The sequence below is a fragment of the Microbacterium sp. CR_7 genome (assembly GCF_041954755.1).
GTDB lineage: Bacteria > Actinomycetota > Actinomycetes > Actinomycetales > Microbacteriaceae > Microbacterium.
Map to the genome: position 1 here is coordinate 110,817 of NZ_JAVAYF010000002.1, position 21,405 is coordinate 132,221.

Here is a 21,405-nt window from a genome sequence, read left to right on the forward strand (position 1 = left end):
AGGTCGTCCTTGCTGGCGGAGTATCGTCGCGCGTCAGTAGCGTGAGGGCATGGAGACCCTGCGCCACATCGTTCTCTTCGTCCACCTGATCGGCTTCGCCGTCCTGTTCGGAGCGTGGGCGGTGCAGGCGTTCGGTGGCAAGCGCGAGTTCACACGGCTCATGAGCATCGGCATGACCATCGCCGCGGTCGCGGGTCTCGCGCTCGCCGCTCCCTGGGGTCTTCCGGAGGGCGCGGAGCTGAACTACGCCAAGATCAGCACGAAGCTCGTCGTGCTGCTCGCGATCGGCGCTCTGCTCGGGATCGGCACGGCTCGGCAGAAGCGCGGCGACGGCGTTCCCGCAGCGATGTTCTGGCTCGTCGGCATCCTCACGGCGGCGAACGTCGCGATCGCGACGATCTGGCGCTGAGTCCCCGGGTTCTCACCGCGTTTCGTCTCGCTCCGCTCGCTCGACGACCGGATTTCACTCACCGCGTTTCGTCTCGCTTCGCCCGCTCGACGACCGGCGTACCGGTCAGCGACGCGGCGGCGCCGTGCTCTCTCGCACGATCAGCTCCGTACCGACGAGCGGCGTCGGGTGCGGTTCGCTCCCGTCGAGTTCGGCGAGCAGGGCGTCGACCGCCAATGCACCCACCTTCTCCGGGTGCTGCTGCACGGTCGTGAGCGGCGGCCACAGCTGGGCGGCATCCGGCAAGCCGTCGAACCCCACGACGCTCACATCGCCCGGGATGTCCCGCCCGGCCTCGCGGAAGGCGCGCACGACGCCGATCGCCATCTGGTCGTTGGCCGCGAACACGGCAGTGACGGAGTCGTCCTCGCGCAGGCGGAGACCGGCGGCATAGCCCGATTCCGCACTCCAGTCCCCGGGCAGCGGCTCCGGCACCCGGAGGCCGCGGCTCTCGAGGGTCGCTCGCCATGATTCGCGACGACGCTCAGCGGAGTACGACTCGGCGGGGCCCGCCACATGCCACACCGTCTCGTGTCCGAGGTCGAGCAGGTGCTCCGTGGCGAGACGTGCCCCCTGCGCCTGATCGGTGTCGACGTACGGGTGGGCCGACCCGCGGTTCGAGTCGACGAGCACGACGGGCAGCCCGTCGGGGATCTCGACATCGGCTTCATCGAGCTGATGCGCCTCGATCACGATGATGATGCCGTCGAGCGCGTGCTCCTCCAGACGCCGGAAGGCTCCGGCGACGGTCTCCCGCGCGCTGGACTCGACGGGGATGAGCGTCAGGGCGTACCCCCTCTGCGAGGCGCGCACCGCGATCGCGTCGAGCGTGCGCTGATTGCCGTAGGAGCTGAACGAGAACATGACGACGCCGATCGCACGGAAACGTCCGGAGCGCAGCGCGCGAGCCGCGCTGTTGGGTCGGTAGCCGAGCCGCTGCATGGCGGCCTCGACACGCTCGCGGGTGGCAGCTCCCACGTAACCGCGCGCGTTGACGACGCGGGACACCGTCTGACCTGAGACGCCCGCCTCGCGGGCCACGTCTTCCATCGACGGATCGCGGCGACGCTGCGGCGCCTCTCCGAGCTGTTGCGATGTCACGTCACCCATCCGTTCATGTGTTGACGTTGACACACTAGCAGCGCATCGCATATGTTGACGTTGACACACGGCGCAGTGCGCCCCCGTTTCTCTCAGAAGGCCCGTCGATGACGACTCAGAACTCCGCGGTGATCGCCGATCACGGCATCCGCCGGCGCGAGAAGCGCGACTGGAAGGGATGGGCGTTCGTCGGCCCGTTCATGATCGTGTTCGCGCTGGTGTTCCTCGCCCCGCTCGCCTACTCCGTCTACCTGAGCTTCTTCCAGGAGAAGCTGATCGGAGGCACCGCGTTCGTCGGCCTCGACAACTACGTGCGCGCGCTCACGGACTCGCAGTTCTGGGAAGCGTTCCTCCGCGTCCTGCTGTTCCTCGTCGTCCAGGTGCCGATCATGCTCCTGCTCGCCCTCGCGGCGGCGCTCGCCTTGGACAGCGCACGTCTGCGCGGGGCGTCGTTCTTCCGCATCCTGATCTTCCTGCCGTAGGCGGTGCCGGCCGTCGTGGCCGTGCTGATGTGGGGGTACATCTACGGCGATCAGTTCGGACTCACGAGCAACATCAACGATCTCCTCGGCGTCGACGCCATCACGCCCTTCGCGAAGGAGTGGATGCTGGTCTCGATCGGCAACATCGTCACGTGGGAGTTCGTCGGCTACAACATGCTGATCTTCTACTCCTCGTTGAAGACCATCCCGACCGAGATGTACGAGGCCGCGGCACTGGACGGCGCCGGTGCATGGCGGACCATCTTCTCGATCAAGATCCCCTCGGTGCGCGGCGGCCTGGTGATCGCGACGATCTTCTCGATCATCGGCAGCTTCCAGCTGTTCAACGAGCCGAACATCCTGCGACCGCTCGCCCCCAACGTCATCACCACGTACTTCACCCCGAACATGTACGCGTACAACCTGTCCTTCGCCGGGCAGCAGTTCAACTACGCCGCCACCGTCGCCATCATCATGGGCGTCATCACCGCGGCGATCGCCTACGTCGTGCAGCTGCGCGGCTCGAAGTCGGAGGTGCGCTGACATGGCACTCCCCCTCGCCCGCACCAGCGCGAAGCGCCACGACCCGCTGAACCCGCGACGGTCGAAGATCCTCCTCATCGTGATGATCGGGTACGCGCTGTACACCCTGATCCCGCTCATGTGGCTGCTGTTCAGCGCGACCAAGACGCAATCCGGGCTCTTCAGCTCGTTCGGACTCTGGTTCGCCGACGACTTCGCGTTCGTCGACAACCTCGTGGCGACGCTCACCTATCGCGACGGGATCTTCCTGCGCTGGCTCGGCAACACGCTGCTCTACGTCGTCGTCGGCGCGGGCGGAGCGACGCTGCTCGCGACGATGGCCGGGTACGGGCTGGCGAAGTTCCGCTTTCCCGGCCGCCGCGCGGTGTTCGCGATCGTGCTCGGCGCGGTCGCCGTGCCCGGTACCGCGCTCGCGGTGCCCACCTTCCTGCTCTTCAGCGAGCTCGGGCTGACGAACACCCCCTGGGCCGTGATCATCCCCTCGCTGATCAGCCCGTTCGGCCTCTATCTGATCTGGGTGTTCGCCTCGGAGTCCGTTCCCACCGAGCTGCTCGAAGCCGCCCGCATCGACGGCGCGGGCGAGTTCCGCACCTTCTTCACCATCTCGATGCGGCTGCTGGCACCCGGCATCGTCACGGTCGCGCTGTTCACGGTCGTGGCGACGTGGAACAACTACTTCCTGCCGCTGATCATGCTCTCGGATCCCGACTGGTACCCACTGACCGTCGGCCTGAACCAGTGGAGCGCGCAGGCCATCGGCGCCGGCTCCCAACCGATCTACAACCTCGTGATCATGGGCTCGCTGCTCACGATCATCCCGATCGTCATCGCCTTCCTGCTGCTGCAGCGCTTCTGGCAGTCAGGTCTCACCGCCGGAAGCGTCAAGCAATAGCCTCCGGCACCCTCCGCACCCGAAAGCCGGTCCGACGCTGGACCGCACCCTGAAAGGACACAGCAATGAAGCACCTTCCCTCCCCCGCCGCGCGCCGCACCGTCGCGGTGCTCGCGGCCGGCACCGTGGCCGCGCTCGCACTGGCCGGTTGCAGCACGGGTGGCGACGCAGGGTCCGGCGCAGCCGGCGACGGGTCGTTCGACTCCGTGGAGGCGGCGCTCGAGAAGGGCGGCGAGATCACGTACTGGTCGTGGACGCCGTCGGCCGAAGCCCAGGTCGAGGCCTTCGAGAAGGAGTACCCGAACGTGAAGGTGAACGTGGTCAACGCGGGCACCAACAACGAGGAGTACACCAAGCTGCAGAACGCCATCAAGGCGGGTTCGGGCGCGCCCGATGTCGTGCAGGTCGAGTACTACGCCTTCCCCCAGTTCGCACTGACCGACGCCTTCGTCGACCTCTCGCAGTTCGGGTTCTCCGACTTCGAGGACGACTACACGGCCTCGACGTGGAACTCCGTCACCGACGGCGACGCGATCTACGGCCTGCCGCAGGACTCCGGCCCGATGGCGATGTTCTACAACAAGGCGGTCTTCGACGCCGCCGGCGTCGCCGTGCCGACCACGTGGGACGAGTACTACGAGGCGGCCAAGGCGATCCACGCGAGCAACCCCGACGCCTACATCACGAACGACACGGGCGACGCGGGCTTCGCGACGTCGATGATCTGGCAGGCCGGCGGTGAGCCGTTCGCGACCTCCGGGACCGACGTCACGATCGACCTGCAGGACACCGGTACGAAGAAGTGGACCGAGAACTGGAACCGCCTGGTCGAGGAGGGTCTCGTCGCCCCGACCAGCAGCTGGAGCGACGAGTGGTTCCGGGCCCTCGGCGACGGCAGCATCGCCACGCTCGTGATCGGCGCGTGGATGCCGGGCAACCTCATCTCGGGCGCCCCTGACGGCGCCGGCGACTGGCGCGTGGCGCCGATGCCGACGTACGACGGCACTCCGGCGACGGCTGAGAACGGCGGCGGCGGCCAGGCCGTCACCAAGCAGAGCGAGAACCCGGCGCTGGCCGCCGGCTTCCTGTGGTGGCTGAACAACTCGGAGGAGAGCATCTCGATCTTCCTCGAGTCCGGCGGCTTCCCCTCGACGACCGCGGAGCTCTCCAGCGAGGAGTTCCTCGCCGACGCACCCGAGTACTTCGGCGGCCAGAAGATCAACGAGGTGCTGGCGGCCGCGGCCGGCGACGTCGTCGACGGGTGGAGCTACCTGCCCTACCAGGTGTACGCCAACAGCATCTTCGGCGACACGGTCGGCCAGTCCTACCAGAACGGCACCGACCTGAACGACGGTCTCGCGTCCTGGCAGGAGGCGCTCACGCAGTACGGCGACGAGCAGGGCTTCACCGTCAACAAGTAACACCGCCGAGGGCCGGGCGGGGATCCTCTCCGTCCGGCCCTCCGACCGAAAGCACCGCAACGTGACCTCCTTCTCCATCGGCGAGACCGACTTCCTCCGCGGGGGCGAGCCCCACCGCGTGATCTCCGGCGCCATCCACTACTTCCGCGTCCACCCTGATCAGTGGGCGAACCGCATCCACAAGGCTCGTCTGATGGGCCTCAACACCGTCGAGACCTACGTGGCCTGGAACGCGCACGAGCCTCGGCGCGGTGAATGGGATGCCACGGGGTGGAACGACCTCGGCCGATTCCTCGACCTGATCCAGGCGGAGGGGATGGACGCGATCGTGCGCCCCGGCCCGTACATCTGCGCGGAGTGGCACAACGGCGGGCTGCCCACCTGGCTGACGGCGGGCGAGCGAGAGCTCCGCTCGTCGGAGCCGACGTTCCTCGCGGACGTGAGCGAGTACCTCCGCCGCGTGTACGAGATCGTCGCTCCGCGGCAGATCGACCGCGGCGGACCGGTCGTCCTCGTGCAGATCGAGAACGAGTACGGTGCCTATGGAGCGGACTCCGCCTACCTCGAGGCCCTCGTCGCCCTCACCCGAGAGGCGGGCATCACCGTGCCGCTGACGACGGTCGATCAGCCGACCGATCGGATGCTGGCGGACGGCAGCCTCCCGACACTGCACAAGACGGGATCGTTCGGATCCCGCAGCGCCGAGCGACTCGCGACGCTCCGCGCTCACCAGCCGACCGGCCCGCTGATGTGCTCGGAGTTCTGGGACGGCTGGTTCGACTGGTGGGGCGGCGTGCATCACACGACCGATGTGGCCGCGGCCGCAGCGGACCTCGACGCCCTGCTCGCCGCGGGCGCGTCGGTGAACATCTACATGTTCCACGGCGGCACGAACTTCGGTCTCACGAACGGCGCCAACGACAAGGGCCGCTATCTGCCGATCGTGACGTCGTACGACTACGACGCACCACTGGACGAGGCCGGCGAACCGACGGCGAAGTTCCACGCGTTCCGCGAGGTGATCGCCCGATACGCTCCTGTGCCTGACGAGGTGCCCTCGGGCTCGGCTCCGGCCCCCGAGTTCTCCGCACCGCTCCGCGCGGTCGGTCCATGGACGGATGCCGCGGCGACCGCGGCGCCGACCGGTGCCCCCGCGACGTTCGACGCCCTTGAGCACGCCAGCGCTCTCGTCCGCTACGACGTGCCGCTGCCCGAGGGCCGTGGCGGCCTGTTGACGATCGACGAGGTGCGCGACCTCGCCTGGGTGAGCGTCGACGGGCAGCCGGTCGGCACCCTGTCGCGCACCCGCCACGACCGCGCGATCCGCATTCCGGACGGGCAGGTGCTCAGCATCCTCGTCGAAGATCAGGGGCGGGTGAACTACGACCACAGGCTCGGCGAGGAGAAGGGGCTGGTCGGCGCGATCACGCTCGACGGCGTCGCCCTCGGCGGATGGCGGTCGACTCCCCTCGACGTCGCGGCGATCGCCGCACACGTGGGGCACTCCACCGTCGACGGGATGACACCCGTCGAGCCGTCTGCCGGACCGATGGCGTGGGTCGGCGAGTTCGACCTCGCGTCACCGACCGATCTGTTCCTCGACACGGATCGCTGGGGCAAGGGGTACGCCTTCGTCAACGGTCTCTTCCTCGGGCGGTACTGGCGCAACGGTCCGACGCGGACTCTGTACGTTCCCGCACCCGCCACGACGGCCGGAACGAACCGGGTCGTGGTGCTCGAGCTCGAGCAGCTGCTGGATCCCCGGGTGGAGTCCGTCGCTCGCGCCGAACGGGGCGACGTCGAGGAGTAGGTCTGCACGCACGGTCAGCGGCGGCCGGGACTCTCCGCTCGCTCGACGACCCGTAGAGAGGCAGGCGCCCGCTCAACCGCCGGCGACCGCGTCCCAGACCGCCTGCGTCGGTGCGCTGACGCTCGTGGCGCGGATCCGCTGCCAATTGCGACCGCCTCGGCCGAACGCGGCCCGAACATCCGGCGGCACCATCTCGTCGGCGATGGGTTCCGCGAGCCAGTCGCACGCGCGGACGTGCACGAGGTCCACGGCATCGGCTGCGTCGTCGGTGTCATACGCCCAGGGTCCGACGAGGCGGCCGAGATAGGTCAGACCGTCGACGTCTCTCGTCCAGACGAAAGCACCCATCGGCGCCTTCGCGAACCTCTCGATACGCCACGCCAGTCGGATGCCGGACTGCGCGTCAGCCTCCGTCAGCGCATCCTCCAGCGAGCGGGGAGCAGGGTGCAGCCTGCCGCCGATCCCGCAGACTCCGAGCGCGAGCGCCCGCTCCGTCCCCGCCCCCTGCGGAACCGCATCGTCGCGCGATCTCATCGGCGCGCGGTAGACGGGGGTCTCCTCGATGGCTGCCATGCCCCCGACCCTACGGCTCCCTCACGCGATCGGCACCAGCGTCGCCTCGATCCCGGCCCCGTCGATCGCCACCGTCATCATCGTGCAGACGGGCTGACGACGGCGGTCTGTGGGCGAGCCGGGGTTGAGCAGCCGCATCCCGGAGGGAGCGACCGTGTCCCACGGGATGTGCGAGTGGCCGAAGACCAGCAGATCGGTCTCGGGGAACGCCTCGTCCATGCGCTGCTCGCGTCGCGCGGCCTGACCGGTCTCATGGATCATCGCGACGCGCACCTCCTCGACCTCGAACCGTGCGACCTCGGGGAGCCGCTCGCGCAACTCGGGCCCGTCGTTGTTGCCGTGCACGCCGTAGAAGACGCGCGCCCGCTCCTCGATCAGATCGAGGGTCGGCAGATCGACCCAGTCCCCCGCGTGCGCGACGATATCCGCATCGTCGATCGCCCGCAGGACCGCGTCGGGCAATCGGCGAGCGCGCTTCGGCACATGGGTGTCGGCGAGCAGCAGCATCCTGGTGGTCATCGGCATCCTTCCGCGGGGTGTCCCCCGACTCTACGCACGTCGATCTCGGCAGCCGACCGCCGTGCGCGCCCAGGAAACACTCAGGAAGGCGTAGGATCGCCCGGTGCGCGGTATGCCGTCGCACGGATCTAAGGAGCAGCATGAGTACGTCCACAGCGCCCGCGAATCCACGCTCGCGGGTCATCACCGCCAGCCTCGTCGGCACCACGATCGAGTTCTACGACTTCTACGCGTACGCCACCGCCGCCGTGCTCGTCTTCCCCGTCCTCTTCTTCCCGACGGGCAACGACACCACGTCCCTCCTCTCGTCGTTCGCCGTCTTCGGCGCCGCCATGGTCGCGCGCCCGATCGGCGCCGTGGTGTTCGGCCACTTCGGCGATCGGTTCGGTCGCAAGGCCACGCTGGTCGCGTCGCTGCTGACGATGGGGATCGCGACGTTCGTGATCGGTCTGCTCCCCACCTTCCAGCAGATCGGGTGGTGGGCCGCTCTGCTGCTCCTCATCCTGCGCCTGTTCCAGGGCTTCGCTCTGGGCGGCGAGTGGTCGGGCGCCGCGCTCGTGGCCACCGAGAACGCCCCGGCGGGCAAGCGCGCCTGGTACGGCACGTTCCCGCAGCTGGGCGCTCCACTCGGGTTCATCATCGCGAACTTCCTCTTCCTCGCGATCAACTGGCTGCTCCCGCACGCCGAGAACCCGGCGCTGAAGTCCGAGGCGTTCCTGTCGTGGGGCTGGCGGATCCCGTTCCTGTTCTCGGCCGTCATGGTCATCATCGGCCTGTGGGTGCGTCTCAAGCTCGTCGAGTCCGACACGTTCAAGAAGGCCGAGAAGGTCGGGGCGATCCGCAAGCTCCCGCTCGCGACCGTGTTCCGTCACCACTGGAAGGCGCTGATCCTCGGCACCTTCATCATGCTGGCGACGTACGTGCTGTTCTACCTGATGACGAACTTCACGCTCGCATACGGCACCAAGCCCGCGTCGCTGGAGACGGCATCCGCCGCCGCGCAGGCGGCCGCCGAGGCCGCGGGCAAGGACTTCGACGCATCGGCGTTCGCCGCCCAGTTCTACCCCGGCCTGGGCTTCGGTTACACCGACTTCGTGCTCATGCAGATCGTGGGCGTCGTGTTCTTCGGAATCTTCACGCTGCTGTCGGGTCCGATCGCCGACGCGGTCGGCCGCCGCAAGCTGCTGCTGTGGGTCACGGGGCTCATCATCGTGTTCGGCCTCACGTTCAACGCGTTCCTGCTGCCGGCGATGGACCCGAAGTTCACGGGCGCGCTCGCGCAGGCGTTCCTCGTGTTCGGCTTCATGCTCATGGGAGCCACGTTCGGCCCGATGGGCGCGCTGCTGCCGGAGCTGTTCCCGACGAACGTGCGCTACACGGGGTCTGCGATCTCGTACAACGTGTCGTCGATCCTCGGCGCGGCGGTCGCTCCGCTCATCGCCGTGTGGCTGTGGGAGCTCGGCGACGGCGCTCCCTGGCTCGTCGGTCTCTACCTCTCGGTGATGGGCGTGCTGACGTTCATCGCCCTCGTGCTCTCGCCCGAGACGAAGGACACCGACTACGAGTCCGACCTGGGAGTCGCCGCCGCCGTCGAGCTCTGACGGAGGCTCTCTGCGAACGGCCGCATCCCTGATCGGGGTGCGGCCGTTCCGCGTATCCGGCTCAGTCTCCGGCGAGGAAACCCTCGATCGCCGCGATCGTCGCCGCATTGTCACGGTGCAGGATCCCGCGGATGCCGACGGCGGCTGCCCCGTCGATCGCGAACCGGTGGTCGTCGATGAAGAGCACCTCTGCCGGATCGGCGTCGAGCGCCCGCAGTGCGCGGAGGTACGCCTGCGGCTCGGGCTTGGCCACGCCCAGCTCGTGGCTGTAGCAGATCGGGTCGAAGATCGACGCGAAGCCGAAGCGGCGCCCCTCCTCTTCGCGCGCTCCGTCGGCGGAGTTGGAGAGGATCGCGGTCCTCGCTCTCCCGCGAAGCGAACGGGCGTACTCGATCAGCTCGTGATTGCCCGTGCCGCAGTAGGCATCCCAGAAGTCGGCCCGGATGGCGGAGCGCTGCTCGTCGTCGAGGTCGAGGGCTCGGGCCAGCTCGGCCCAGAATGCGCCCTCCGTGCCGACGGTCAGGTCGATCCGCGGGAGGTCCGCCGTGGCGAGCCGCGCGTCGAGATCGTGCCGCATGAGGCCAGAGACCCCGCGCACGCGCTCCCACCATTGCTCCTGCCAGCTGTCATCGTCCACGACCTCCAGCACTCCCCCGATGTCGAACAGGATCCACGGCTTCTTCGGCATCCGCACACCCTATGCGATGCGTCTGCCAGCCCTCATTCGTCAATGAATGTTGACAATTCATCGCGCGTCAACGAAGATTGACGCTGGCGCCATCCCCACATCACTCGTCGGAGGTTCTCATGTCACTCACGACCGCCCACGCGCTCGAAGACCGCGGCGAGCCGATCGCGGAACTGCACCGACTCGCGACACTCCGCACCGAGATCGCCCGCGCCGAAGAGGCCGAGGTCCGCCGCGCGCGCAACCTCGGTTACTCCTGGCAGGCGATCGCCGGCGCACTCGGCGTGAGCAAGCAGGCCGCCCACCGGCGGTTCGGCAGCCGCTGACGCACAGCCCACCCACAGAATCCCGACCGGCACGAAGTACGGTCGGAGTACCCCCTTTCAGAACGAGGTCACGCATGTCCAGCACGGCGACGTCACGCCGACGCGGACGGGGCGCACCGCAGGACGGTCCGCGCGCCACCTTCCGCCAGCTCCTCCCCTTCCTCTTCGAGCACAAGCGCACGCTCATCGTCGTCGCGATCCTCAGCGTGTTCGGCGCCGCGACGTCGCTCGTGCAGCCCCTCCTCGTCGGCCGGGTCATCGAGGCCGTGCAGTCCGACGCGGGGATCGGCATCCTCGTCTGGCTGCTCATCGGGTTCGTGATCGTCTCGTCGATCATCTCCGGCTACCAGCACTACCTGCTGCAGCGCACCGGCACCGCGGTCGTGTACTCGAGCCGCCGCAAGCTCATCGCGCGCATCCTGCATCTGCCGATCAGCGAGTTCGACGCGCGCCGCACCGGCGACCTGGTCTCGCGCGTCGGCACCGACACGACGCTCCTGTACGCCGTGCTCACTCAGGGACTGGCGGATGCCGTCGGCAGCGCCCTGCTCTTCCTCGGCGCTCTCGTCGCGATGCTCGTGATCGATCCCGTGCTGCTCCTGCTGATCGTCGTGGTCATCGGCACGTCGGTCGTGGGCGTCACGCTCCTCAGCGGGCGGATCCGCACGGCATCCACCGCCCAGCAGGAGAAGGTCGGAGAGCTGGCGTCCGGCGTCGAACGGGCCGTGGGGTCGATCCGCACCGTTCGGGCATCCGGTGCGACCGAGCGCGAGACGGAATCCGTGTCGAACCTGGCCTCCGAGGCGTACGGCATCGGCGTGCGGATCGCGAAGATCTCGTCACTGGTCGTCCCCATCGCCGGTGTAGCCCTGCAGCTGTCGCTGCTCGTGGTGCTCGGCGTCGGGGGCTTCCGCGTCGCCGACGGAGCGATCACGATCGCCTCCCTCATCACGTTCATCCTGTTCCTGTTCATGCTCGTGATGCCGCTCGCGACGACATTCGGCGCGATCACGTCCGTCAATCAGGCGCTCGGGGCGCTCGGCCGCATCCAGGAGGTCCTGGATCTGCCGACGGAGACCCAGCAGGATGCCGAGATCGCCGCCGCCGTGACGCGCGACGAGGCCGACCCGAGCGCGCCCGCGATCGAGTTCCGCGACGTGCGCTTCCGATACCCCGAGAACGTCCTGGCTGCACGCGCTGCCGCAGAGAAGGAGGCACGGACGCTGCTCGCTGACGCTCACCTCGACCCGACGTCCGAGGCGCTCGCGGCGCGCTCGGACCACGAGGTGCTCCGAGGTGTCTCGTTCTCGGTCCCGCGTGGCGCACGCGTGGCGCTCGTGGGGCCCAGCGGCGCCGGCAAGAGCACGATCCTCTCGCTCGTCGAGCGGTTCTACGACCCTACGGGCGGGTCCGTCCGCCTGTACGGGCACGACGCACGCACCTATCCGCGCCACGAGCTGAGGGCCCAGTTCGGCTATGTCGAGCAGGATGCGCCGACCCTCGCCGGCACGCTCGCCGACAATCTGCGGCTCGCCTCCCCTGATGCCTCGGATGCCGATTGCGAGCGGGTCCTTCGGGCCGTCAACCTCGGCGACGTGCTCGAGCGCAGCCCGCTCGGTCTGCAGGCCCCGGTGGGCGAGGACGGCGTGATGCTGTCGGGCGGCGAGAGGCAGCGACTCGCGATCGCACGCGCGCTGCTGACGGATGCACCGATCCTGCTGCTCGACGAGTCGACGTCGTCGCTCGACGGCGTGAACGAGCAGCGGATGCGGGAGGCCATCGGCGCCGTGTCGACCGACCGCACTCTCGTCGTGATCGCGCACCGCCTCTCGACCGTGGTCGACAGCGACCTCATCGTGGTGCTGCAGGACGGCGTCGTGGTGGGCCAGGGCACGCACGCCGAGCTCGTGGAGCAGGTGCCGCTGTACCGCGACCTCGCGCGGCATCAGCTGCTGGCGTAGGGACTTCCCCCGCGCCCGAGATCAGGAACATCGCTCCAGATCAGGATGATCCGCCGAGCATCGTCCTGTCCTCAGGCGATCCTCCTGTTCCCAGGCCGGGGCCGCGCGCAAACGCGAGGGCGGGATGCCGGAGACCACTCAGCCATGGGTTCGTCTCTGACTTCCCGCCCTCGCGGGTCCGGGGTCCTCCTGGGTGGAGGAGTGTAGGACGCCGGCTCCCCCGAACCGGCGCCCGGCTCTCACGCCTTGTCGAGGCGGTAGCGCAGGGAGGCGAGCTCGGCGCGCAGCGCTGCGGGCACCCTGTCGCCGAACGTGTCGTAGAACTCCTCGGTGAGGTCGGCCTCGGTCTTCCACGCCTCCGGGTCGACCGTGAAGAGCTCTTCGAGGTCGGCCTCGGGCACGTCGATCCCGTCGAGGTTCAGGTCCTCGATCCGGGGCAGGCGGCCGATGGGGCTGTCGACGGCGGGCACGTCCCCCGAGATGCGGCGGATGATCCAGTCGACGACTCGCGAGTTGTCGCCGAACCCGGGCCACAGGAACCGGCCGTCCGAGCCACGGCGGAACCAGTTCACCTGGAAGATGCGCGGTGCGCGGTCGAAGCGGAGTCCGCGACCGACCTTGAGCCAGTGTCCGAAGTAGTCGGCCATGTTGTAGCCGCAGAACGGGAGCATCGCGAACGGGTCGCGGCGCAGCTCGCCCACCTTTCCTTCGGCGGCGGCGGTGCGCTCCGACGAGATGTTCGATCCGAGGAAGACACCGTGGGTCCAGTCGGTCGCCTCGACGACGAGGGGGACATTGCTCGCGCGGCGTCCGCCGAAAAGGATGACATCGAGCGGCACGGCCTCCTCCCAGTCCTCGGAGATCTGCGGGCACTGCGCCGCCGACACCGTGAAGCGGGAGTTGGGGTGCGCGGCGGGGCGTCCGGAGTCCGGCGTCCACGCATTGCCCTCCCAGTCGATGAGGTCGGCCGGCGCGTTCTCGGTCAGCCCCTCCCACCAGACGTCGCCGTCGGGACGCAGGGCGACGTTCGTGAAGATCGTGTTGCCCCACAGCGTCTCGACCGCGGTGACGTTGGTCGACTCCCCGGTGCCCGGCGCGACGCCGAAGAAGCCGGCCTCGGGGTTGATCGCCCAGAGGCGTCCGTCCTCGCCGGGGCGGATCCACGCGATGTCGTCGCCGAGGGTTTCGACGCGCCAGCCCGGGATCGTCGGACGCAGCATCGCGAGGTTCGTCTTGCCGCACGCCGAGGGGAACGCGGCGGCGACATGGTACGCCTTGCCGGTCGGGTCGATCACGCGGATGAGCAGCATGTGCTCCGCGAGCCACCCCTCGTCACGGGCGATGACCGAGGCGATGCGCAGCGCGAAGCACTTCTTGGCCAGGATCGCGTTGCCGCCGTATCCGGAGCCGAAGGAGTAGACCTCGAGCGTCTCGGGGAAGTGCACGATGTACTTGTCGTCGTTGCACGGCCACTCGACGTCCGGCTCGCCCGCTGCGAGCGGCGCGCCGACGGAGTGGACCGTCTTGACCCACGGGGCGCCCTCGGCGATCTGCCGGGTGACCGCGTCGCCGACGCGGGTCATGATGCCGATGGAGGCTACCGCGTAGGCGCTGTCGGTGATCTGAACCCCGATGTGCGAGAGGGGTCCGCCGACCGGTCCCATCGAGAACGGCACGACGAACATCGTCCGTCCGCGCATCGACCCTTCGAAGATCTCGGTCATCTTCTCGCGCATCTGCGTGGGGTCGGCCCAGTTGTTCGTGGGGCCGGCATCCTCTTCGCGCTCGGAGGCGATGTACGTGCGACCCTCGGTGCGGGCGACGTCGCTCGGGTGCGAGCGGGCGAGGTACGAGCCGGGACGCCACTCGGGATTGAGCTTGATGAGCTTGCCCTCGCTCACGAGGCCGCGCAGCAGCCAGTCGTTCTCGGCGCGCGACCCGTCGACCCAGTGGATCGAGTCGGGCTGCGTCAGCGCGGCGATCTCGTCGACCCAGGCGGACAGCTCCTTCATCGCGGGGGTGTCATAGGTCGGTGCCGTCCCGAACGTGCGCACGGGTGCGACGGATGCTGCACGAGGGGTGAAGACTTCGGCGATCGCCATGACTGCTCTCCTTATGAAGTGGGCGTTGCATCCATCTTCAGGGGGTTGGCGCGCCACTTTTCGACGATTCATCCGATAAGAATCGATCTTCTTTCGCTAGTATCAAGGAATGGCACCCTCCGGCATTCATCTGGCCACTCTCGGTCACCGCATCCGGCACCACCGGCTCGAGAACGGGTTCACGCTCGACGAACTCGGCGCGCTGGTCGGCGTCGCGGGTTCGCAGCTCAGCCTCATCGAGAACGGCAAGCGAGAACCGAAGCTGTCGCTGCTGCAGGCGCTGGCGCAGGCGACCGGCACAGAGGTGACCGACCTGATCTCCGGCGAGCCGCCCAACCGCCGCGCCGCACTGGAGATCGAGTTGGAGCGGGCGCAGGAGAGCCCGGTGTTCCGACAGCTCGGCGTCGCTCCCGTGCGTGTGACGAAGGGCATGAGCGACGAGACCATCGAATCGCTGCTCGGTCTGCACCGCGAACTGCAGCGTCGAGAGCGCGAGGCGATCGCGACCCCGGAGGAGGCGCGCCGCGCCAACACCGAGCTGCGGCTGAGGATGCGGGCCCAGCACAACTACCTCGGCGACATCGAGAAGCTGGCCGAGAAGCAGCTGCGGTCGGCCGGACACGTGCAGGGCGCTCTCACCCACCGCACGGTGAGCATCATGGCCGAGAAGCTCGGCTTCGAGCTCATCTACGTGAACGACCTCCCCCACTCGACCCGGTCGGTGACCGATCTCGAGAACGGTCGGATCTACCTGCCGCCGGCGTCGATCCCCGGCGGCCACGGCCTGCGCTCGATGGCGCTGCAGGCGATGGCTCATCGCCTGCTCGGCCACACCCCGCCGACCGACTACGCCGACTTCCTGCAGCAGCGGCTGGAGATCAACTACTTCGCCGCGTCGTGCCTGATGCCGGAGACCGCGGCGGTGGCGTTCCTGCAGCAGGCGAAGAAGGACCGCAACCTCGCGGTCGAGGACTTCCGGGATGCGTTCGGAGTGACCCACGAGGCGGCGGGGATGCGGATGACGAACCTCATGACGCAGCACCTCGGCATGTCGCTGCACTTCCTTCGGGTGGACGCGACGGGCGCCATCACCCGCGTGTACGAGAACGACGGCCTCCCCCTGCCGATGGACGTCACCGGCTCGGTGGAGGGGCAGCGGGTGTGCCGTAAGTTCCAGGCGCGGAGCGCATTCACCCAGCAGAACCGCACCACGGAGCATCACCAGTACACCGATACGCCGTCCGGCACGTTCTGGTGCTCGACGCAGACCGGGTCGTCGACCGACGGCGAGTTCTCGGTGACGGTCGGCGTGCCGTTCGACGACGCGCGGTGGTGGCGGGGGCGCGAGACCTCCGACCGGGCCACATCGAGCTGCCCCGACGAGGCGTGCTGCCGCCGCCCTCCGGCCGACCTGGCCGAGCGCTGGAACGGCAAGGCGTGGCCCAGCGCCCGCGTGCACACGCACATGTTCTCGCCGCTCCCCCGCGGCGCGTTCCCGGGCGTCGACGACAACGAGGTGTACTCGTTCCTGGGGCGGCACGCAAGCGAGTGACGGTCCCCTCCGGCGAGCAACTCCGGTACTCGTTCCTGGGGCGGCACGCGAGCGAGTAGTCCCGGGCTCCGCTCGCTGCCCGAGCGCGTACTCCGGGTCCTCCCCCTCTACTTCCCGACGAACCTCGCGAACCGCGCGAGCGCGTCGCGCACGGCATCCTCGTCCACCGACTGCCGACCCGGGTCGTCGAAGAGCTCGGGTGGGGTGCCGAGGGATGCGGCGGCGTGCGTCCAGCATCCGATCACCTGCCCGTCGGCGACGAGGGTCGCGCGCACCATGCCGTTCTTGCCGGGTCCCACTGCCGCGAGGTGCTCGGGGGCGCACACCGCTGTGCGGTCGGCGTAGGAGATGTAGTACTCGTCGAAGGCTCCGAGGGCGATGACGGATTCAGCCCGGCCTGCACGGCGCGGGCGGTCCGCCGCGAGGAAGACCCCCTCCTCGACCTCGGTCACCCGCCCGTCGGCGCGGTCGCGGGCCTCTCGTGACAGGCCGAGGGTCAGTCCCGACCACCACGCGAAATCTGCGACCGTCGCCGGTCCGTGCCCGTCGATGTAGCGGACGAACAGTTCGGCCAGCGGGTCGTCGGGGGCGGCGTGCTCGCGGATGTGACCGTCGACGAGCACGAATCGCTGCTCGCGCGTGATGCCGTCTCGTGCGACGACCGGCCCCTGGCACAGCAGACCGATCAGGGTCAGCTCGCTCAGCAGGTGGATGCCGCGCTGCCCGCTGGGGTCGACCCCGACGCCGGCGAACACCTCGAACATCTCGGACCTCGTGAGTCCGCCGTCGCGCAGCCGCGGCACGACCGCCGCTGTGACGACGTCGATCATGGCGTCGTCGATGCCGAGGTCGCGGCGGCGCCCCGCCGCCTGCTGGCGTTGCCGCTGCGCAGTGACCGACAGCACCCAGCCGAGGTCGCGCGCGGGGATGATGTGCAGGGTGCCGCGCATGGTCCACGCGCGCACAAGCTCGCCTCGGTCGAACGCGGCGTCGACCGCGGCGAGGGTCGGCTCGCCACGGGTGCGTGAGGCGAGCGCCCAGCGTCCTGCCGTGAAGTCCTGGCTCTGCACGGCCAGCATGTGCGCGGCCGCGTCGGTCACGGTGCGCGCCGGGGCCGTGAGGCGATGCGAGCGGAGGCGCTCCGTCAACAGGGTCGCGGTCTTCATGTCCCCATCATGGCCGGGACCTCCCCCGCAATGGGAGAACTCGGGAGTCAGCCGTGCAGCGTGACCTCGCGACGCGCGGGGAGCACGACGGGGTGCGATCCGGCCATGACCTCGAGCACGCGGATGACCTGGCAGGAGTAGCCGTACTCGTTGTCGTACCAGACGTACAGCACGACGTCGTGGTCGTTCGCGATGGTCGCGAGTCCGTCGACGATGCCGGCGCGGTGGGATCCGACGAAGTCCGTCGAGACGACCTCGGGGCTCTCGACGTAGTCGATCTGCTGGCGCAGCTTGGAGTGCAGCGAGACGCGGCGCAGGTAGTCGTTGAGTTCGTCCTTCACGGCAGGGCGCTCGAGCGTGAGATGAAGCACGGCGAGCGAGACGTCGGGCGTGGGCACGCGGATCGCCGATCCGGTGAGCTTGCCCTCGAGTTCGGGCAGCGCACGGGCCACGGCCTTGGCCGCCCCGGTCTCGGTGATGACCATGTTGAGCACGGCCGAGCGTCCTCGACGATCGCCGCTGTGGAAGTTGTCGATCAGGTTCTGGTCGTTCGTGAACGAATGCACGGTCTCGACGTGCCCGCGCACGATGCCGTAGGCCTCGTCGACCGCCTTGAGCACCGGCGTGATGGCGTTGGTGGTGCAGGAGGCCGCCGTGACGATGCGGTCGTCGGACGTGATCGTCTGGTCGTTGATGCCGTGCACGATGTTCTTCAGCGCGCCCTTGCCCGGCGCGGTGAGCAGCACCCGAGCGACGCCGGTCGACTCGAGGTGGCGGCTCAGCCCGGCCTCGTCGCGCCAGCGTCCCGTGTTGTCGACCACGATCGCATCGTGGATGCCGTGGGCCGTGTAGTCGATCGATGCGGGGTCGTCGGAGTAGATCACCTGGATGCGGGTGCCGTTCGCGATGATCTGCTCGGCCTCCTCGTCGACGGTGACGGATCCGGCGAATCGTCCGTGCACGGAGTCGCGCAGCAGCAGCGAGGCGCGCTTGACGAGGTCGTCGGCCGAGCCGCGCCGCACGACGATCGCGCGCAGCCGCAAGCCGCTGCCGCCGCCGGTGTGGGCGATGAGGATGCGGGCGAGCAGCCGGCCGATACGGCCGAAGCCGTACAGCACGACGTCGGTGGGCTCGGCGGCCGTCGCGCCGATCGCGGGGGCGAGCGCCTCCGCGAGGTGGTCGGCGAGCGACGCACCGCTGTCGCGGTGACCCTCGACGAGGCGCGCGACGTCGAGGGAGGATGCTCCGGGCGCGAGCGCGTGGATCGCCTCGATGACGGCGAGCGTGTCCTCCAGCGCGAGCTCCTCGTGGCCGAGTTGGGCGACGCGGTCGTGCATCTCGACGATCCCGGTGGCCGAGAGTCCCACGAGGCGGTGGCCGTGCAGCGAGGTGACCACGTCGCGGTCGCGCTTGAGGGCTCCGATGAGCGGGATCATCCGCTCGGCGAGCTCTTCGCGCGCGGTCCAGGCGTCGTGGGATGCGGCGGTGTCGTTCATCTGCGTCCTTGCATGTGTGAGCGCGCCGAGGTCGCCGGCGCGCGGAATTGCCGGGTGAGCTTCGGGGGATGCCACCAGGGTACGGTGCGGGTGCGAAGTCGGAGAAATCGGGATGCCGGCCGCTGCGCGGTTCACCCGGCTCGGCGGAGTACGCCGAGCAGCAGCTCAGCGACGAGCGCGGCGACCGCTCACATCGCGAGGCAGAGCAGGGCGACGCCCGCGGCCATCGACCACGATTCCACGCCGAGCAGCGTGCGGGTGCGGCGGTCGGAGGACGGGCTGACCACCTGCTGCGACACGATCGTCCAGAGCACGACGCCGATGACGCCGACCACCCCGACGAGGGACAGGATGCCGGTGAACTGCGGGCCGTGATCGTGGTACCCGACGGAGGCGGCGACCTCGCCGGCTCCTGCACCCGCACCCACCCCTGCACCTGCCGTGTCCCACAGGCAGATCGCCAGCACGAGCGAGACCACGGCGCGATGGAAGCACATCGGAGCGGCACGGAGTCCTCGCACTCCGATCGTGCCCGCCATCGCCGACAGCAGTAGCAGCACGCCGAGGATCATGTGCGACAGGGCTCCACCGCCGAGCACGGCCAGTGCGATGAGGGCCGACGCCCGCAGCAGCGCCATCTGGCGCACCTGCCAGGGCACCCGCCGCCACGCCGCGAGGCATGCCGCCCCGGACACGAGTCCCGCCAGGGCCAGCAGCCACGGCGCACCGGGGACGAGGGGATCCACGGGATGATCCTACGGGCGCCGAGCCCCGGTCGCCCCCGCCCGCGCTCTCAATCCACGAGACGCGCGCGATCAGTGGGTCAATGCGGCGATCGCCACACGCAGGATGCCGTCGGCGTTGACAAGCGCGGCGCGCGCGGCATCCGGCTCCGCCCCCGTGGTGAGGATGAGGATGGCGAGCTTGACGGAGCCGTCGGCCGCGGCGAGCGCCGACGACGCCTGGGCGACGTCGGCGCCGGTGAGCTCGGTGACCGTACGGATCGACCGCGCGTGCAGCTTCTCGTTCGTGGCGAGGAGGTCGACCATGACGCCGTGGTAGGTCTTGCCGAGGTTGATCATCGACAACGTCGTGAGCATGTTGACGACGAGCTTCTGCGCGGTTCCCGACTTGAGGCGGGTCGAGCCAGAGATGAACTCCGGGCCGGTGACGACCTCGATCGCGATGTCGGCGACCGCACCGATCGCCGACTCCGCGTTCGAGGCGATCGCGACGGTGAGCGCGCCGATGCCGCGCGCGTACTCCAGTCCGCCGATGACGTACGGGGTGCGACCGGAGGCCGAGATGCCGACCACGGTGTCGCGCTCGGTCACGTTCAGCTCACGGAGCGATTCGCCGGCCGCACGGTCGTCGTCCTCCGCGTTCTCGACGGCGGATCGGATCGCGGTCTCGCCGCCGGCGATGAGGCCGACCACCATCGAGGGGTCGGTGCCGAACGTGGGCGGGCACTCGCTCGCGTCGAGCACGCCGATGCGTCCGGCGGTGCCGGCGCCGATGTAGATGAGCCGTCCGCCGCGGCGGAACCGCGCGGTGATGCCGTCGACGGCCGCGGTGATCTCGGCGCTGCGGTCAGCGACCGCAGTCGCCACGCGCTGGTCTTCGGCGTTCATGCGCCGCACGAGCTCGGCGGTGCCGAGCAGGTCGAGGTCTCCGCGTTCGGTCGACGACGCTTCGGTGCCGAGGGCGGAGAGCTCGTCGAGCAGGGCGGACAGTCGCTGGGCTTCAGTGGGCACGGTGTGCGGACCTCTCGGGGATGGGGTGCGGGAGACTTCGTGGGCCTCGGGTTCAGCCGGCACGGTGCACGTACCTCTCGTGCGGGAGCGGGGCGTCGAGGCCCGTGCGCTCGGCGATGAGCACGGCGCCGTCGAGGGCATCGCCTGCGGCATCGACGGGTTCCCGGCCGGCCGCGCGCAGGGTTCCGTCGAGGCGTTCGCGGAACCAGCGGTGCTGCGTGAGCCCGCCGTGCAGGGCGACCCGGGTGGTGTGTGCGGCAGCCGCGACGGCGGAGTCGACGAGCAGGCGCGCGCCTTCCACGGCGATGTCGCGTGCGACGAGATCACCGTCGGCGGCGGCGTCGAGCACGAGAGGCGCGAGCGTGGCGAGCCTGCGGGCGAGCGGGGAGTCCTGTGCGAGCCACCGCTGAGTCTCGTCGAGGGAGCCGATCGCCGCCGCGACGCGATCGGAGAGGACGGTGGGCGCGATGAGTCCGACCGAGGCGCGGAGCGCGGCGCGCAGGGCCTCGCGACCGAACCAGGATCCGCTGCCGAAGTCTCCGACCTCGGGCCCCCAGCCGTCGACGAGACGGATGCCGTCGGCGTCGACGCCGAGGGCTGCAGCTCCCGTGCCGGCGATCAGGAGCACTCCCACTCCCCCGCCGAGCGCACCGACGTGGGCGGAGACGACGTCGGAGGTGACGGCGACCGGGACGTCGAGCCGAGCGTGCAGCCGCTGCGCGAGCTCGGATGCCGCGGTCGGCGCCGCCCACGCGCCGGCGGCGCCGACCGAGACGGCCTCGTAGCCCGTGATGTCGGAGGTCAGCGGGAGGATGGCGGCGACCGCGGCGTCGAGTCCGCCCGCGGCGGCGAGTCCGGGCGCCCCGACGCCCTCGACCGTCACGCGGCGCTCGAGCCCCGCGAGCACGACTCGGCAGCGCGACTTGCCGAGGTCGACGGCGAGCACGGAGAGGTCAGGCATGAAAATAGT

At 69.4% G+C, this 21,405-nt stretch carries 18 protein-coding genes and 1 pseudogene; 9 read left to right on the forward strand and 10 right to left on the reverse strand.

What is annotated here, in order from left to right; genetic code table 11:
- The first annotated feature begins 49 nt into the window (after positions 1-49).
- Complete coding sequence (locus tag RAC81_RS03800) at positions 50-409, forward strand: Fe-S protein (RefSeq protein ID WP_375081089.1); 360 nt, start codon at positions 50-52, stop codon at positions 407-409.
- Positions 410-514: 105 nt separating this feature from the next.
- On the opposite strand, the gene RAC81_RS03805 is transcribed toward RAC81_RS03800, so the two are convergent.
- On the reverse strand, positions 515-1,498 hold the full coding sequence (locus tag RAC81_RS03805; RefSeq protein WP_375081503.1) for a LacI family DNA-binding transcriptional regulator: 984 nt from the start codon (positions 1,496-1,498) through the stop codon (positions 515-517).
- A gap of 158 nt (positions 1,499-1,656) precedes the next feature.
- Here RAC81_RS03805 and RAC81_RS03810 point away from each other — a divergent pair.
- From RAC81_RS03810 to RAC81_RS03825, 4 genes and pseudogenes are all read left to right on the forward strand, one after another.
- Positions 1,657-2,574: pseudogene (locus RAC81_RS03810) on the forward strand (carbohydrate ABC transporter permease).
- A gap of 1 nt (position 2,575) precedes the next feature.
- On the forward strand, positions 2,576-3,466 hold the full coding sequence (locus tag RAC81_RS03815; protein WP_375081090.1) for a carbohydrate ABC transporter permease: 891 nt from the start codon (positions 2,576-2,578) through the stop codon (positions 3,464-3,466).
- Positions 3,467-3,531: 65 nt separating this feature from the next.
- Positions 3,532-4,887: an ABC transporter substrate-binding protein gene (locus RAC81_RS03820; RefSeq protein ID WP_375081091.1), complete on the forward strand. Its 1,356-nt coding sequence runs from the start codon at positions 3,532-3,534 to the stop codon at positions 4,885-4,887.
- 61 nt (positions 4,888-4,948) lie between these two features.
- Positions 4,949-6,697 carry a beta-galactosidase family protein gene (locus RAC81_RS03825; RefSeq protein WP_375081092.1) on the forward strand — a complete coding sequence of 583 codons (1,749 nt, stop codon included), beginning with the start codon at positions 4,949-4,951 and terminating at the stop codon, positions 6,695-6,697.
- Positions 6,698-6,769: 72 nt separating this feature from the next.
- Here the strand turns inward: RAC81_RS03825 and RAC81_RS03830 are convergent, their stop codons facing one another.
- Positions 6,770-7,270 (reverse strand): GAF domain-containing protein, encoded by a 501-nt coding sequence (locus RAC81_RS03830; protein ID WP_375081093.1) that lies wholly within the window; start codon positions 7,268-7,270, stop codon positions 6,770-6,772.
- A 21-nt stretch (positions 7,271-7,291) separates the two neighbouring features.
- Complete coding sequence (locus tag RAC81_RS03835) at positions 7,292-7,789, reverse strand: metallophosphoesterase family protein (protein WP_375081094.1); 498 nt, start codon at positions 7,787-7,789, stop codon at positions 7,292-7,294.
- A gap of 140 nt (positions 7,790-7,929) precedes the next feature.
- On the opposite strand from RAC81_RS03835, the gene RAC81_RS03840 reads away from it, so the two are divergent.
- Complete coding sequence (locus RAC81_RS03840) at positions 7,930-9,390, forward strand: MFS transporter (protein WP_251586030.1); 1,461 nt, start codon at positions 7,930-7,932, stop codon at positions 9,388-9,390.
- Positions 9,391-9,451: 61 nt separating this feature from the next.
- Here the strand turns inward: RAC81_RS03840 and RAC81_RS03845 are convergent, their stop codons facing one another.
- The gene (locus RAC81_RS03845) at positions 9,452-10,078 is read right to left on the reverse strand and encodes an HAD family hydrolase (protein ID WP_375081095.1); all 627 of its coding nucleotides are present in this window, start codon (positions 10,076-10,078) and stop codon (positions 9,452-9,454) included.
- Between the two features lie 119 nt (positions 10,079-10,197).
- Here RAC81_RS03845 and RAC81_RS03850 point away from each other — a divergent pair, with 119 nt between their 5' ends.
- Positions 10,198-10,404, forward strand: a complete 207-nt coding sequence (locus RAC81_RS03850; RefSeq protein ID WP_375081096.1) for an AsnC family protein — start codon at positions 10,198-10,200, stop codon at positions 10,402-10,404.
- 74 nt (positions 10,405-10,478) lie between these two features.
- Complete coding sequence (locus RAC81_RS03855) at positions 10,479-12,365, forward strand: ABC transporter ATP-binding protein (RefSeq protein ID WP_375081097.1); 1,887 nt, start codon at positions 10,479-10,481, stop codon at positions 12,363-12,365.
- 239 nt (positions 12,366-12,604) lie between these two features.
- On the opposite strand, the gene RAC81_RS03860 is transcribed toward RAC81_RS03855, so the two are convergent.
- Positions 12,605-14,467 carry a phosphoenolpyruvate carboxykinase (GTP) gene (locus tag RAC81_RS03860; RefSeq protein WP_375081098.1) on the reverse strand — a complete coding sequence of 621 codons (1,863 nt, stop codon included), beginning with the start codon at positions 14,465-14,467 and terminating at the stop codon, positions 12,605-12,607.
- Between the two features lie 109 nt (positions 14,468-14,576).
- Between RAC81_RS03860 and RAC81_RS03865 the strand changes: the two genes are divergently transcribed.
- Positions 14,577-16,019 (forward strand): helix-turn-helix domain-containing protein, encoded by a 1,443-nt coding sequence (locus RAC81_RS03865; RefSeq protein ID WP_375081099.1) that lies wholly within the window; start codon positions 14,577-14,579, stop codon positions 16,017-16,019.
- 107 nt (positions 16,020-16,126) lie between these two features.
- Here the strand turns inward: RAC81_RS03865 and RAC81_RS03870 are convergent, their stop codons facing one another.
- The 5 genes from RAC81_RS03870 to RAC81_RS03890 form a co-directional block, all read right to left on the reverse strand.
- Positions 16,127-17,185: a winged helix DNA-binding domain-containing protein gene (locus RAC81_RS03870; protein WP_375081100.1), complete on the reverse strand. Its 1,059-nt coding sequence runs from the start codon at positions 17,183-17,185 to the stop codon at positions 16,127-16,129.
- 47 nt (positions 17,186-17,232) lie between these two features.
- Positions 17,233-18,681 (reverse strand): glyceraldehyde-3-phosphate dehydrogenase, encoded by a 1,449-nt coding sequence (locus RAC81_RS03875; RefSeq protein ID WP_375081101.1) that lies wholly within the window; start codon positions 18,679-18,681, stop codon positions 17,233-17,235.
- 188 nt (positions 18,682-18,869) lie between these two features.
- Positions 18,870-19,427 (reverse strand): hypothetical protein, encoded by a 558-nt coding sequence (locus tag RAC81_RS03880; RefSeq protein WP_375081102.1) that lies wholly within the window; start codon positions 19,425-19,427, stop codon positions 18,870-18,872.
- Between the two features lie 69 nt (positions 19,428-19,496).
- A complete protein-coding gene (murQ, locus tag RAC81_RS03885) occupies positions 19,497-20,435 on the reverse strand; it encodes an N-acetylmuramic acid 6-phosphate etherase (protein WP_375081103.1) in 939 nt (312 codons plus the stop codon).
- Between the two features lie 52 nt (positions 20,436-20,487).
- Positions 20,488-21,396: an N-acetylglucosamine kinase gene (locus RAC81_RS03890; RefSeq protein ID WP_375081104.1), complete on the reverse strand. Its 909-nt coding sequence runs from the start codon at positions 21,394-21,396 to the stop codon at positions 20,488-20,490.
- Positions 21,397-21,405 lie beyond the last annotated feature (9 nt).